The organism is Pseudomonas monsensis, from assembly GCF_014268495.2.
Taxonomy (GTDB): Bacteria; Pseudomonadota; Gammaproteobacteria; order Pseudomonadales; family Pseudomonadaceae; genus Aquipseudomonas; species Aquipseudomonas monsensis.
The window spans coordinates 2679146-2692789 of record NZ_CP077087.1 but is presented as its reverse complement, the minus strand read 5'-3'; the positions used below and the strand labels follow the sequence as shown (position 1 = coordinate 2692789).

At 60.4% G+C, this 13644-nt stretch carries 12 protein-coding genes and 2 pseudogenes; 7 read left to right on the top strand and 7 right to left on the bottom strand.

Annotated elements, in window-relative coordinates; all coding sequences use genetic code 11:
- Positions 1-11: 11 nt before the first annotated feature.
- Both HV782_RS11840 and HV782_RS11835 read left to right on the top strand, forming a co-directional pair.
- The gene (locus HV782_RS11840) at positions 12-1400 is read left to right on the top strand and encodes an amidohydrolase family protein (protein ID WP_186747630.1); all 1389 of its coding nucleotides are present in this window, start codon (positions 12-14) and stop codon (positions 1398-1400) included.
- A 216-nt stretch (positions 1401-1616) separates the two neighbouring features.
- Positions 1617-1808, top strand: coding sequence for a hypothetical protein (locus HV782_RS11835; protein WP_128615405.1), 192 nt, complete (start codon positions 1617-1619; stop codon positions 1806-1808).
- Between the two features lie 50 nt (positions 1809-1858).
- Here HV782_RS11835 and HV782_RS28580 read toward each other — a convergent pair.
- A pseudogene (locus HV782_RS28580) lies at positions 1859-2095 on the bottom strand (NUDIX hydrolase); the annotation flags it as partial.
- Positions 2096-2109: 14 nt separating this feature from the next.
- Here HV782_RS28580 and HV782_RS11830 point away from each other — a divergent pair.
- A complete protein-coding gene (locus HV782_RS11830; protein WP_186747628.1) occupies positions 2110-2430 on the top strand; it encodes a hypothetical protein in 321 nt (106 codons plus the stop codon).
- A gap of 45 nt (positions 2431-2475) precedes the next feature.
- The gene (locus HV782_RS11825) at positions 2476-2904 is read left to right on the top strand and encodes a nuclear transport factor 2 family protein (RefSeq protein WP_123467650.1); all 429 of its coding nucleotides are present in this window, start codon (positions 2476-2478) and stop codon (positions 2902-2904) included.
- A 110-nt stretch (positions 2905-3014) separates the two neighbouring features.
- On the opposite strand, the gene mqo is transcribed toward HV782_RS11825, so the two are convergent.
- From mqo to HV782_RS28955, 3 genes and pseudogenes are all read right to left on the bottom strand, one after another.
- Positions 3015-4664, bottom strand: coding sequence for a malate dehydrogenase (quinone) (gene mqo, locus HV782_RS11820; RefSeq protein ID WP_128615404.1), 1650 nt, complete (start codon positions 4662-4664; stop codon positions 3015-3017).
- A 497-nt stretch (positions 4665-5161) separates the two neighbouring features.
- Positions 5162-5887, bottom strand: coding sequence for a methyl-accepting chemotaxis protein (locus tag HV782_RS28960; protein ID WP_371921311.1), 726 nt, complete (start codon positions 5885-5887; stop codon positions 5162-5164).
- Between the two features lie 132 nt (positions 5888-6019).
- Positions 6020-6775, bottom strand: a pseudogene (locus HV782_RS28955) (MCP four helix bundle domain-containing protein); the annotation flags it as partial.
- 235 nt (positions 6776-7010) lie between these two features.
- Here HV782_RS28955 and sodC point away from each other — a divergent pair.
- The 3 genes from sodC to HV782_RS11800 all read left to right on the top strand — a co-directional run bounded on the left by sodC (position 7011) and on the right by HV782_RS11800 (position 8482).
- Positions 7011-7532: a superoxide dismutase family protein gene (gene sodC, locus HV782_RS11810; RefSeq protein ID WP_186747624.1), complete on the top strand. Its 522-nt coding sequence runs from the start codon at positions 7011-7013 to the stop codon at positions 7530-7532.
- Positions 7533-7685: 153 nt separating this feature from the next.
- Positions 7686-8000, top strand: a complete 315-nt coding sequence (locus tag HV782_RS11805) for a DUF2388 domain-containing protein (protein ID WP_025111286.1) — start codon at positions 7686-7688, stop codon at positions 7998-8000.
- A gap of 80 nt (positions 8001-8080) precedes the next feature.
- Entirely contained in the window at positions 8081-8482 is a 402-nt protein-coding gene (locus HV782_RS11800; protein WP_185015820.1) for a hypothetical protein, read from the top strand.
- Here HV782_RS11800 and ligD read toward each other — a convergent pair whose 3' ends face one another.
- From ligD to HV782_RS11785, 3 genes are read right to left on the bottom strand one after another with little or no spacing between them, the layout of a single operon-like run.
- Positions 8483-11134 carry a DNA ligase D gene (ligD, locus tag HV782_RS11795; RefSeq protein WP_186747622.1) on the bottom strand — a complete coding sequence of 884 codons (2652 nt, stop codon included), beginning with the start codon at positions 11132-11134 and terminating at the stop codon, positions 8483-8485.
- A 17-nt stretch (positions 11135-11151) separates the two neighbouring features.
- Positions 11152-12105: a methyltransferase gene (locus HV782_RS11790; protein ID WP_186747620.1), complete on the bottom strand. Its 954-nt coding sequence runs from the start codon at positions 12103-12105 to the stop codon at positions 11152-11154.
- 11 nt (positions 12106-12116) lie between these two features.
- Positions 12117-13493 (bottom strand): iron-containing redox enzyme family protein, encoded by a 1377-nt coding sequence (locus HV782_RS11785; RefSeq protein WP_186747618.1) that lies wholly within the window; start codon positions 13491-13493, stop codon positions 12117-12119.
- Positions 13494-13644: the final 151 nt, after the last annotated feature.

Below are 13644 nucleotides of genomic sequence, written 5' to 3'. Positions count from 1 at the left end.
GGAGCCTGCCCATGACTCATCTGCAAAACATCCTGATCAAACACCCCGTCGCGGTGATGACCGGCCTGCGCGGCCCGCGTGCCCGGGCCGGCGCCGTCGACATCCGTGTGGTCAACGGCCGCATCGCTGAAATGGCCGCGAATCTCGAGCCACAACCCGGCGAACGGGTGATCGACGCGCGTAACTGCGTGGTCTATCCGGGCTGGATCAACACCCACCATCACCTGTTTCAGAACCTGCTCAAAGCCGTACCCGCAGGCTTGAACCAGGATCTGCAAGGCTGGCTGGCCAGTGTGCCCTACCCGCGTTTGAACCATTTCACTCCGCAACTGGCGCAGATCGCCGCGCGCCTGGGCATGGTCGAGTTGTTGCTGTCCGGCGTCACCACTTGCGCCGATCACCACTACCTCTACCACGCCCACGGCAGCACCGAGACCGGGGATCTCCTGTTCGATCTGGCGGAGGAGTTCGGCCTGCGCTTTGTGCTGTGCCGTGGCGGCGCACTGGAATCGGCCAGCGCGCATCCAGGCTTCTCGAAAACCGCGCTGCAACCGGAAAGCCTTGAGCAAATGGTCGGCGACATCGAACGGCTGAAAGCGCGGTATCACCAGGACACACCGGATGCGTTGCGCCGGGTCGTGGTGGCGCCGACCACGCCGACGTTCTCATTGCCGCCAACGCTGTTGCGCGAACTGGCGCACACCGCCCGGGGTCTTGGTCTGCGCCTGCACACGCATCTGTCGGAAACGCAGAATTACGTGAATTTCTGCCGCGAGAAATACAACTGCCTACCGGTGGAATTCGTCGCCGAACACGAATGGCTCGGCCCGGATGTGTGGTTCGCCCACGCCGTGCACCTGCAACCAAGTGAGATCCGCATGCTCGCCCAGACCGGCACCGGCATCTCCCACTGTCCGGTGAGCAATGCGCGGCTGGGCAGCGGCGTGGCGCCGGTGCCGCAGATGTACGAGGCCGGCGTGCCGATCTCACTGGGTGTCGACGGCGTGGCGTCCAATGAATCCGGTAGCATGGTCGGTGAAACGAACACGGCATGGCTGATTCACCGGGCAGAACAAGGCGCTTCGGCCACCACGGCCGAAGACATCATTCACTGGGGCACGGCGGGAGGTGCACAGGTGCTGGGACTTGGCGCGGTCGGCACGCTGCAAGTCGGGCAAGCGGCAGACCTGGTGATTTACAGCCTCGATCATCCACGGTTCTTCGGCTTCCACGACAGCGCTGTTGCACCGGTCGTGGCGGGCGAGCCGATCACCGTCAAATACAGCCTGGTCAGCGGCCGTGTGGTCGTGGATAACGGCGTGATCCCGGGCCTGGATATCGAGCGCATGCGTGCCGAGGCGTGGGAAGGTGTACAACAGTTGATGAACGTTGACGACTGATTAATACCCACCACCCCCTCCTGTAGGAGTGAGCCTGCTCGCGATAGCGGTGTGTCAGCTGAGATTTACTTCACTGATACTCTGCTATCGCGAGCAGGCTCACTCCTACAGGAGATCGCAGTGCATTCGCGACTTCAGGGTTTGTCATCTAGAGTTACTACCTCATCGGATAGAGCCCCTGCCCGCAACACCGGGCTCTTTTTCAAGGAGAGACTGATGACGTCGCGTCGCAACATCGAACAGACCTACCGCACCTGGTCCAGCCCGATCCTGCTGGAGCTGAAAAAGCGTGAGCACCAAATGGCGCCAATCGAGCGCCAGGCCCTTGAAAATGTATTGGTGGAAAGAAGGTTGCTGGACGTTGGCAACCCGGACGGTATTGAACGTCGCCGAAACAGCGGTGACTGACAGATCGCTATCGCGAGCAAGTTCGCGATAGCGTCACCCCTCGACTGAGCTCAGCGGAGCAATCCGGCGCTCTTCAGCAGTTCGTGCAAGCCTTTCGACACCACGGGCGCCTGCTCGTTGAAGCTTGAGCTGTCATGCCAGCGCACAGTGAAGGGCGCGCCGTCGCTTTCGTGGCCATTGATCTGCTCACAGGCGTATACGCCCGGATCGATAAACGACGCGTCGTATACCTGAACAATCTTGTGGCCTGGTTTGCCGTTGTAGACGAACAGGCTTTGCGCGGCACCCCTGCGGACGTCACTTGAAGGAGATCACCTCAGACCGGCGAAATCGTCGCGAGCAGGCCGATCAGAATGGTCAGTGTCAGGAATCCACCCAGAAAAATCGCCATCTTGTTCATGTTGCTCTCCTCAATGCTGAGCTTGCGGTGCACTGGGCGCTTCGGGATGAAGAACTGCCGCGAGTGACCGAACTGCCGGGGCATTTTGAGCGTATGACTGCGCCGGTTACAGAGGCAGATCCAGTGAAAAAATACGGATCAGATGCTCATCTGATCTGCTTGGGCCATGGGCGGATATTCAGATTGCGGCACGAGGGTTCAATTTCTGCGTGGTTGATCTAGAGTCATTGCCGTCGCAAGAACAAAAAGAAAAACTCTGGAGTGAAGATGACCGACCTGAACCTGCAACCCAATGTCGCCGTATCGCTAGGCAAATGGCACGAAATGATCCGCACCGGCAACCTCAGCGCCCTGCCCGGTTTGCTCGATCCGCAAGCCGTGTTCCGCTCGCCGATGGCCCACACGCCCTACCCCGGCGCGCCGGTGGTGTCGATGATCCTCAACACCGTCTTCGAGGTGTTTGAGGATTTCCACTATCACCGGGAACTGGCGACTGCCGATGGCTTGAATGTGATTCTGGAGTTCAGTGCGAAAGTCGGGACGAAAGAACTGAAAGGCATCGACATGATTCGCTTTGACGAAAGCGGCAAGATTGTCGAGTTTGAAGTGATGGTGCGGCCCCTGAGCGGATTACAGGCCTTGGGCGAAGAGATGGGACGGCGCCTGGGTGTCTATCTGGCCAAGGCCAAATCCTGAGCACGGTGGGAGCAGCCTCGTTTCACTCGACAGCACCTGCAAAACGCTTAGCCACAAAAAAGCCCACTGACCGTCGCCGGTTCAGTGGGCTTTGTGTGTCAGGCGTCTGGTTACAGCGCCATGTCACGTGCAGCGTTTTCCTTCGGAGCCTTGGCCTTGTCAGCCGCAGCATCGACTGCCGGAGCAGCGACCTGACCGATCACCGGAGGCGTCGGCAGTTCGAGGATCTTGGCGGTGTAAGCCCACTCTGCAGCCACTTTGGCTGGATCGCTGTTCAGCTGAGTACCGTAGCTTGGAACGATCTGGTGCAGCTTGGTTTGCCACTCAGGGGTCGCGACTTTGTCCTTGAAGACTTTCTGCAGCACGCTCAGCATGATCGGTGCAGCGGTCGACGCGCCTGGCGATGCGCCCAGCAGACCAGCGATGGTGCCGTCTTGTGCAGCAACGATTTCGGTGCCCAGTTTCAGCACGCCGCCCGCGGCTTCATCACGCTTGATGATTTGCACGCGCTGGCCGGCTTGCCACAGGCGCCAGTCTTCGGCTTTGGCGTTCGGGAAGTATTCCTTCAGCGCGTTCAGACGGTCTTCATCCGACAGCATCAGTTGGCCAGCAAGGTACTCGACCAGCGGGTATTCCTTGATGCCGACCTTGGTCATAGGCCAGATGTTGTGGGTGGTGGTGCTGGTCAGCAGGTCCAGGTACGAGCCTTCTTTGAGGAACTTGGTGCTGAAGGTCGCGAATGGGCCAAACAGGATGACGCGCTTGCCGTCCAGGACACGGGTGTCCAGGTGCGGAACGGACATCGGTGGTGCGCCAACCGACGCTTTACCGTAGGCCTTGGCCAGGTGCTGTTCAGCGATGGCCGGGTTATCGGTCACCAGGAACGAACCACCAACCGGGAAGCCCGCGTATTCCTTGGCTTCAGGAATGCCCGACTTCTGCAGCAGGTGCAGCGCGCCGCCGCCAGCGCCGATGAACACGAACTTGGCGTCGGTTTCGGTTTTGCTGCCGTCTTTCAGGTTTTTGTAGCTGACGCGCCAAGTGCCATCAGCATTCTTGGTGATGTCCTGGACTTCGCTCGACAGTTTCAGGTCGAAGTTAGGCTTGGTCTGCAGGTAAGCGGCGAACTGGCGGGTGATTTCGCCGAAGTTCATGTCGGTACCCAGCGGGCTCCAGGTGGCCGCGATTTTCTGGTTCGGGTCACGCCCTTCCATCATCAGCGGAACCCACTTCTTGATCACAGCCGGGTCTTCGGAGTACTGCATACCGGCGAACAACGGGCTCGCCTGCAGGGCTTCGTAGCGCTTTTTCAGGAACTTGATGTTGTCATCACCCCACACGAAGCTCATGTGCGGCGTGGTGTTGATGAACGAGCGAGGGTTCTTCAGAACGCCTTGCTGAACCTGCCAGGCCCAGAACTGACGGGAGACCTGGAACGCTTCGTTGATCTCAACAGCTTTCGGGATCGTGACGTTGCCTTTGTCGTCTTCCGGGGTGTAGTTCAGCTCGGCGAGCGCCGAGTGACCGGTACCGGCGTTGTTCCAGCCGTTGGAGCTTTCCAGGGCGACGCCGTCGAGGCGCTCGACCATTTCCATCGACCAGCTCGGCTCCAGCTCATTGATCCACACACCCAGGGTGGTGCTCATGATGCCGCCGCCAATCAGCAGTACATCGACTTTCTTCGGGTCTTGAGCATTGGCGGAAGACATCCCCATCGCCAAAGCCAGCCCCAGCAGGGCTGTGTTCACTTTTTTAAACATCTGTTGCACCTATGATAAAACGCCTTCCGCCCGCCGCTGTTATCAGTATGCGATCCGCTTTGATGACGCTCAGGCTCGCGTCGCAGATTCCGGCACACTTCAATTTTGACGGGTGGGCACACAAGGCCGACATGCTGCATCGACCTCAGTTAATGTCCCTTCTGAACTGACTTCTTATCATTATTGGCTCAGCTACTTGAGCGACAGGGATTCCGTCAGCCCGCCCGAAGGCAAGCAAACTGAATAAGGTCAAACCAAGTTGGCGCGAAGAATATCACGTCAGGGCAAACCCGCGCGTCTGTTCCCGACTTGATGGTCTTTTTCCGCTGTGGGAATTATCGGCCGGCAAACGCTGAACATGAACCCGACGCTGGCTCTGGCTGAAGCCTTCAAACGATCCACGGGGTCGATATTCACACGACAAAACCCCGTGGGAGCGGGCTTGCCCGCTAAGGGGCCCATTCCGGCAGCGCAGGCTGAGTTGACTCACGGCAGCCTTACAGACGAAACCGATCCACCGACTGCGCCAACTGCCCCGCCAGGCTCGACAACTCATCGGTGGTATTCGCCGTCTGCCCGATCACCCGGCTATTGCCCTCGGACATCCCCGCAATCATCTCCACCTGATGAGCGATTTCATTGCTCGCCTGGCTCTGTTCGCCAATGGTGCGGGTGATGTCGTTGACCAGTTGTGTCGTGCTCAGCGTGGCCTGCAGAATTTCCCGAATCGCCCGTTCGACGTCCGCCGTCACTGCCATGCCCTTGTCGACCTGCGCCACACCGGCCTCCATGCTGCTGACCGCCTCGCGGGTGCTGTGCTGGATGCGCGCGACCATCGCGGCAATTTCCTGGGTCGAGGCGCTGGTTCGCGCCGCCAGACTGCGCACTTCATCCGCCACAACCGCGAAGCCCCGGCCCTGTTCGCCGGCCCGGGCTGCCTCGATCGCGGCATTGAGCGCCAACAGGTTGGTCTGATCGGCAATGCCTTTGATCACCTGAATAATGTTGAAGATGCCTTCGGATTCCTGATCCAGCGTACGAATTACCTGCGCCGACTGTTGCGCCGAGCGGGCAATGTCGTCCATGTCGCTGACCACTTGATGGATGACCTGCCCGCCATTCTTTGCCAGTGATTCAGCCTGATTGGCCATGCTCAGGGCGCGTTCGGCATGGCGGGTGATTTCCTCGATGCTCGCGGTCATCTGGCTGGCAGCCGCGGCCATGGTGCCGGCGGCGACGCTTTGTTGCTGGCTGCTGTCGGCGACCTGATGGCAACCGTGGCTCAGTTGTTCGCTCATGCCGCTGACGCCGTGGGCGTTGCGTCGCACCACGTCGATCATGTTGCGCAAATCGCGCTGCATGGTCGCCAGTGTGCGGATCAGCGCACTGGCTTCATCCTTGCCGGTCGGTTCGATGATCGGCTCGCCGAGGTTGCCATGGGCGATGCTTTCGGCAATGTGACTGGCGGACTTCAGCGGGCCCATGATGCTCAGGATGACCCAGCGCCCTTGCGCCAACAGCAGTAACAGACTGGCGATCAGCACCACGCCGAGGGCGATGTTGGCATTGCGGATCGCCGCTTCAGTCGCCGCACTGGTCTGCTGCGTGTTGGATTCGATCAATTCACTCAACGCAGCCATCTGCTCTTCCAGCTGGCCGAAGGCGGTGTTGAAGGTGCCCAGTTCCTGCTGCGCGGCGTCCGGGTTGTCCAACGCCAGCCCGACGATGCGCTCACCAGCATTGATGTAGGTATCGAGATTCGGCTTGATCTGTTCCAGCGCCGTGCGCAGCGTCGGGTTGATCGGCAACTTGAGGTTGTCATCGAGCACTTCCCGGAAGTGCCCGGCATGCTCATTGATCGAGTCACGCACCTCGGTCGCTGTACTGGTGCTCTTGCCCAACCCGACCAACATCGCCGAGTAGACATCGGCGCGCAGGGCGTCGTGCATCATGTCGGCTTCCATGTGGTTGCGCAGTGCGCTCATGCTCACCGCATTGTCGCTGACCGCCGAAGCCATTCGCACGTTGCCGACATAACTGACCAGACTCACGATCAACGCCGTCAGCAGGCTGGTAACAATCAGCAACACTAAACGCAGTTTGATCGACACCGTAATGTTCTCCCCCTTCGCCACGCCCGCAAGCGCCTGTCAGATCTTCAGTTAAGCCTATTTACGCGGGTCTGCCGTGCCAGAACGTGACAGCAGGTGTCTGCGCGCGGGAGAAACGCGGTAAAACTTTCGGATTGCGCGGCAAGTCTCACTTTGCACACCTTCATCGCGGGTTAATACCGCCGGGCTATTGAGTCCGGCGTTCAAAACACTCAGGCAGCAAAAGGAAACGCTAATGAAACGCGCACTGTGGATGGGATTGCTAGGCACCTTCGCCATTGGTACGGCTCAGGCAGCCACCGAAAAAGTCGCCATCAATCTGGTCAGTGCCAATGGCGCGCCGCAGGCCATCGGCTCGATTACGGTCAGTGAGACGCCATATGGCCTGTTGTTCACCCCGGGCCTGAAATCCCTGCCGGCCGGCGTACATGGCTTCCATGTCCATGAAAACGGCAGTTGCGAAGCCGGCATGAAGGATGGCGTGAAAGGCGCCGCACTGGCCGCCGGAGGGCACTTCGACCCGCAGAAAACCGGCAAACACCTCGGCCCTTATGCCGATGGCCATCTGGGTGACCTGCCGGCGGTTTACGTGACCGCCGACGGCATGGCCAACTATCCGGTGCTGGCACCGCGCCTGAAGACAATCTCCCAGATCAAGGGTCACGCGCTGATGATCCACGCCGGCGGCGACAATCACTCCGACCAGCCGAAACCTTTGGGCGGTGGCGGCGATCGCATGGCCTGCGGGGTGATCTGAGCGCGCGTGAACCCGGGCAACCCTTAACGGTGTTGCCCGAGTCTTTTTTGCATTCACACAGACTTTAGCGCCCTACGGAACTCCGCCCCACCGCGCGCCTCTGACACTATGCAGTACTTCCTTTTTGCTTCGCGCTTGTGGAGGAACACCGTCATGCGCAAGTTAGTGCTCGTTTCTTCTTTACTCTTATGCCTGCCGGTCGGTTCGGCGCTGGCCCGCGTCGATGCGGGTGATGTTGCCACCTCGGCGGGTGTCTCCGCGTCGCTGTACTCGACCTTCAAGGATCACAAGATGGTGATCCCGGCCCGTGACGACTTGTCTGCATTTGTCGCCAGCGGCGGGGCCATCCGTGGGGTTTATCTTGAGTCGGTCTTGCAACAGGTGCGTCACGACAACCCCGGTCTCAACGCCAGCGATGAAGACCTCGCCAATGCGATTCTGGTGCATTACGAAGGTCTGAATCAGTAGCCGTCAGGGATAACGCGGCCGATGGATGGCCGCTGACGGCGCATAGGCAAAACTGTCCGACGGCCTCTATGATGGAGGCCATGACGACTTCTGTGCCCCTGCGCTCACCCTGCCCGCCCGGCGCCTGCAATTGCGGGCGCGATCCGTTGCTGGAAACGCCCGGCGCGGATGTGCGCATCCTGCGCCTGACCCGCGAGGAAGAAAAACGCCTGTTGGCGCGTCTGGAGAGGCTCAAGGATCTTGCCGATCTGCGGCACCTGCAACAGCGCATGTTCGAGCAACTGGGGATTCGCGTCGATGTCGCGCCCGGTTTCAACGAAGTGCGCACCATGCGCGGCATCGCCATTCAAATTGATGAGTTGCCGGGACTTTGTCGCAAGACACGCGCGGCGATCCCGGCAGCGATTCGTCGCGGTCTGGAAAATCATCCGCAAATCGCCTTCGAACTGCTCAACGCCCACGACTTGCTGCGTGATACCTGATCACGGGTGCATGCCGACCCGTTTGCGCATCTGTGCGGTGATGCTCTGACGGGTTTTCTTCATGTCTGCCCAGGGTTCGTCGCCGACCTCAGCCAGGCGCTCGTGAATATTGTGGATGTTCCACTGGTTGCCGCCCTTGATCTCGGCGACCTCCTCACGAAACAGCGGCACCGACACCGGCAAGCCCTCACGGGTACGCGCCGCGTAGGCGCAAATGGTGGTGGCCCCCAGACCGTTGCGCAGGTAGTCGATGAAGATCCGTCCGACGCGGTTTTTCGGCCCTGACACCGCCGAAAAACGATCCGGCAACAGCTTGGCGATGTGGCTGACGATCGCGTGGCTGAAGTCCTTGACCTCGTCCCAGCCGAGCTTACGGGTCAGCGGTACGACCAGATGGATACCCTTGCCGCCACTGGTTTTCAGAAAGGCCTTGAGGCCCAGCTCATCGAGCACTGTTAGCGTCAGCGCAGTGGCTTCGACCATGCTTTTCCACGGCAGCGCCGGGTCTGGGTCGAGGTCGAGGACGAAGCGATCGGGCTTGTCCAGATCGACTGTGGTGGCATTCCAGGTGTGCAGTTCGACCGTGCTCATCTGCACCGCGCCGATCAACGCTTCAGCATTGTTGATCAACATCACGGGCTGACCGGTGACATCCTTGTCCAGCGTTGTGATGCCAGGAATCGCCAGCCGCTCGGCATTTTTCTGGAAGAACAGTTCGCCGGCGATACCATCCGGAGCACGCACCAACGCCACCGGGCGATCCTTGAGTTGCGGCAGAATCCATTCGGCGACGCTGGCGTAGTACTCGGCCAGTTGCATCTTGGTGGTGCCGCTGACGGCGTCGATCACCCGGTCCGGGTGAGTGATGCGCACCTTGCCATTGGCCAGGTCCCGTTGTGACGGCACGGTTTGCGCCTTGCTCGCAGCGGATTTTGTTGCCGGTTTCTTTGCGCCTTTTTTGCTGGTGGAAGGCTTGCTGGCGGAAGGCTTGCTGTCGGAGGCCTTGCTGTCGGAGGCCTTGCTTCTGGATGTCTTCACGGGCTTCGCTCGCTCTTCGGTGATGTCCTTGGCCGGCTTGTCATCGCGCAAGCCATGGAACACTGCGTGGCGCACCGAACCGTCCTGGGTCATTTCGGCGAACGCGACTTCGGCGAGCAATTTCGGTTTCAACCAATGCACGCCCTTGGCTTCGAAACCGCTCGGTGGATTGACCACGGCGGCTTTCTTCACCTGCAAGGGTTTGAGCTGGCCCAGGAGGGTTTTCAACGTGGTCTCGTTGAAACCGGTGCCGACCTTGCCGGCATAGCGCAGTTCACCCCTGTCGCGGTCATGCAGGCCCAGCAACAAGGCGCCGAAAGCACTGCGCGAGCCTTTCGGATCGGTGTAGCCGACGATCACGAATTCCTGCCGGTGTTTGCATTTGAGTTTGATCCAGTCGCCGCTGCGGCGGGACACATAAGGCGAGCCGAGGCGCTTGCCGATCACGCCCTCCATCTGCATCTGGCAGGCGCTGTTGAGCAGTGCCTCCGGGGTTTCATCGAACGCCTCGGAGAACCGCAGCAACGTTTGTTCATGGGCACCGAGCACTGTGGACAGGGCCGCGCGGCGCTCCTCGACCGGCACTTCGCGCAGGTCGACGCCGTTGAGATACGGCAGATCGAACAGGTAATAAAGAATGTTGCCGCTGCGTCCGCTCTCGAAAGCGTTTTGCAGCGCCTGGAAATCCGGCACGCCGTGTTCATCGGCAACGACCATTTCGCCATCGAGCCACGCCGATTCGAGACCCAACGCGGCCAGCGCCGCAGCCTGTTGCGGCAGTTTGTGCGTCCAGTCATGGCCATTGCGTGTGAACAGTTGCACCTGGTCACCGTCGATCCGCGCCATGATCCGGTAACCGTCGAACTTGATCTCGTAACTCCACTGGCCCTGCGGCGCACTGTCGACCAGCGTCGCCAGTTGCGGTTTGAGCGAAGCAGGCATTTTCGCCTTGTGCGCCCCGCCGAGCGTGGCGCTGGTCGGCTTGCGTGATGGGGTCTTAGTCTTTTTCGCCGTTTTGCTGGTTTCGGCCGCCAGTTTGGGTTTGCCGACAATTGTCCGCTCACTCAATACGCTGTCCGGCTCGGCGACCAGTACGTCATAATCCTCCTGCGGGCGGGCGGCACTGTCCTGATGCTTGATCAGAAACCAGTTCTCTTTCTTGCCCGGCATGTGCGTGCGCACCAGATTCCAGATCCCGGCAAGTTTCTCGCCTTGCAGTTCGAACTTGAGCTTGCCTTTGGCGTAGGCTTTTTGCGGGTCTTCCAGCGGGATCCACACGCCACGATCCCAGACAATCACATCCCCGGCGCCGTAGTGCCCCTCGGGAATGCTGCCCTCGAAGGTGGCGTAATCAAGCGGGTGATCCTCGACATGCACCGCCAGGCGCTTGACCTTGGGGTCGAGTGACGGGCCCTTGGGCACCGCCCAGCTTTTCAGCGCACCGTCGAGTTCCAGGCGAAAGTCATAATGCAGGTGCGACGCGTCGTGCTTCTGGATGCAGAACTGCAAGGCGTGGTTACCGGCGGTTTTGCGTCCCGGGCGCTTGACGGCGGCAGGCTCCGAGGTCGCCGAGAAATCGCGCATGCGGTTGTAGTCGTCGAGGTTCCTGGTCATCGCACACCTGCCTTGTTTCAGCCAATTCGGGTCACGGTCAGCGCCACCACGGCAATCCGGTCAACCCGCTGATAGCCGGGGTTGAGCAACTCCTCGCCGAAGACATCGGGATCGAGTTCGCGATAGGTCCAGCCAAAGCGCTTTTGATCCAGGCGCGGCAGCACCGTGTCGAGAAACGGATCGTGACCATCGACCATTGCCACGCCGGTGTAGAGCAACAGCGAACCTCCGGGTGTCAGGCGATTCAGTGATTGCGCGACGATGCGCAGCGACAGCCCGGCGCCCAGGGTACCGCCGCCATGTCGATAGGCGCGTGCCGCCGGATCGGCCATATACGGTGGATTGGCGACGATCAGGTCGAACTCGCCCTCGACACCCTGCAACAGATCGCTGGCGCAGGCTTCGACGTTGGCCACCTCGGCCAGCGCCGCGTTGATCGTGGTCAGGCGTAGCGCGGCGGGATTGATGTCCAGCGCCAGCACCTGCGCTTCACGCCGCGCCCGGCCGATGAGGATCGCGCCGACCCCGGCGCCGCAGCCGATATCGACGGCGCGTTTGATCGGGGCAAAATTCTGCTGCAGGTGAGCGTGAATCAGTTGCGCAAACCGATAGGTGTCGGGGCCGAAAAACACCGCGTCGGCGGCGTCGGTGGGGAACGCCGAATGCACAAACAGCAAGTCATCCAGACTCGACCAGCGCACCCGGCTCTTGAAGCAACCGGCGTAATTGTCGATGACCTGAGCGTCCTGCAGTTGCTGCAGTTCATCGGCGGACAACAGCCCTGCTTCAAATGGCCGCGACCAGCCGAATACATCGCGCAGGGAATCGACCGCCTGGCCTTCGTTGCGCTGGTTGACCCGTTGGTGGGTCAGCGGGGTGGGCGTGATAAAACGATAACCGTCGGCCTGTAGGCGGCGGCCCAGTTGCAACAGTGCAAGATCATCGGCGCACAGTGAATCTTCCTGAATCATTGGGTCGCTCCTTAAGGCAGGCGGGATTTGAGTTCGATAAAGCGGCGAGTCGCGAGCAATCCGGCCGGATGCGCATGCCGCGCCGGCGCCAGCCACGGGATGAGCAGCGCCATTTGCGCGTGATCGTCCTGGCCTTGCAGCGCTGCGTTCAATTGCTGGAGGTCGGGATCCTGCTCGGGAATGACCGCGGGTGCCGAAGTCTGGCCATGGCGCCGAGCGGATTTCACCGCTTTCGGGGATGTCCAGCTGCCGGCAATCCAGTCGTGCAACAGTTGTTTTTCATAGGCGTTGAACACGCCGAACATCGCGGCGCCATCGCCGCAGATCAGTTGCCAGAAGCGACTGGCTTGCGGGTCTTGATTGCGCTTGATCCAGCCTTTGTCTTGCATGGCCTGAAGGAAACCGGGCAACTGCTCCGGCGTCGCCAGCCACTGATTGACGGTCTGGCCTTCAAAACGGCAATAGTCCGAATGCAGGTGCTGGCCGAACGGCCGCTTGCGCGCGAGCATTGCCAGCAACTCGCGATCAAGATCGAAGCCTTCAATGATCGCGCGACTGCCCTGGCCCAGATCGTTGAGGCGATAGCCCAAAGAAACCCGTCGCAGAAACTCGCTGCGATCGGCTTCCAGCGGCAGTAGGTCGAGCACAGCCTGCACGGCTTTTTGCGCATGCCCGGTGCTGGCGTTATCAATGGTCACGTGCAGGGTGAAATAGTACGGATTGATGCCCAGTTCGCTGAGTTCGTAACTGCTGATCAGCAGGTGCAGCGGCAATTGTTCGTAGCCGAGGTTGTAGCCAATCACCTCCGGCAGACAGTCCATGCCGCCAAGCCCCAGCGCCAGTTGCAGCGCGCCTTGCAGGTAGTGTTCATCGGCGATGGCGGCGCTTTCCTGCAGGTCTTGATCGGCCAACAGTTTGCGGTAAATCACCACATGATTCTGCGCCGGATTGCCCTCGCCAAGTTCTTCCAGATAGGTGCTCAACAGCCCCGCGAAACGCGGATCGTGCCACTGCGGCAAAAGGCCGGACAGCCAGGCACCATCGACCAGTTTGGTCGGTGCGACGGCTTGCAGAAAGTACAGCGCCTGAGCCTTGTTGCTGAAGAACTGCCGCGGGCCGCCTGCCTGGCGTTGTTGCAGGTAGTCGGCGTATCGCCGGGCGACCTCGGTACAGTGCGCGGTCATCCACTCATGCCAGCGCCCAGGATCGCGTGGCAAGGTTTCAGCGATATCTGCGGCCTGTTGCAACTGCTCCTGCAAAAAAGCGTGAGCACGTTCCCGGGGATTTTCATCGCGCAGCAGCGCTTCATACAGCTGCCGCAGATTGCCGGCAGGATGGAGCGCTTGCGATTGTGCCGGCGCAGAAGGCAGGCGAGTCAGGACAGTCATGGCTAAATTCTCGGTCGATTGGCAGGACGCTGATTCACACGCCTCTACAGCAGCAGAGAGGTGACGCCTGCGAAAAATTCAATCGACGTGAAAATTGCCCGGACGGACGGAGCCCCCGCCCCCCTGCTCTCCCCTGTGCAGGAGCTGCCGA

Coding starts and splice junctions, on each gene's coding strand:
- HV782_RS11840 (WP_186747630.1), top strand. CDS start 12: ATGACTCATCTGCAAAACATCCTGATCAAACACCCCGTCGCGGTGATG.
- HV782_RS11835 (WP_128615405.1), top strand. CDS start 1,617: ATGACGTCGCGTCGCAACATCGAACAGACCTACCGCACCTGGTCCAGC.
- HV782_RS11825 (WP_123467650.1), top strand. CDS start 2,476: ATGACCGACCTGAACCTGCAACCCAATGTCGCCGTATCGCTAGGCAAA.
- mqo (WP_128615404.1), bottom strand. CDS start 4,664: ATGTTTAAAAAAGTGAACACAGCCCTGCTGGGGCTGGCTTTGGCGATG.
- HV782_RS28960 (WP_371921311.1), bottom strand. CDS start 5,887: ATGGCCGCGGCTGCCAGCCAGATGACCGCGAGCATCGAGGAAATCACC.
- sodC (WP_186747624.1), top strand. CDS start 7,011: ATGAAACGCGCACTGTGGATGGGATTGCTAGGCACCTTCGCCATTGGT.
- HV782_RS11805 (WP_025111286.1), top strand. CDS start 7,686: ATGCGCAAGTTAGTGCTCGTTTCTTCTTTACTCTTATGCCTGCCGGTC.
- HV782_RS11800 (WP_185015820.1), top strand. CDS start 8,081: ATGACGACTTCTGTGCCCCTGCGCTCACCCTGCCCGCCCGGCGCCTGC.
- ligD (WP_186747622.1), bottom strand. CDS start 11,134: ATGACCAGGAACCTCGACGACTACAACCGCATGCGCGATTTCTCGGCG.
- HV782_RS11790 (WP_186747620.1), bottom strand. CDS start 12,105: ATGATTCAGGAAGATTCACTGTGCGCCGATGATCTTGCACTGTTGCAA.
- HV782_RS11785 (WP_186747618.1), bottom strand. CDS start 13,493: ATGACTGTCCTGACTCGCCTGCCTTCTGCGCCGGCACAATCGCAAGCG.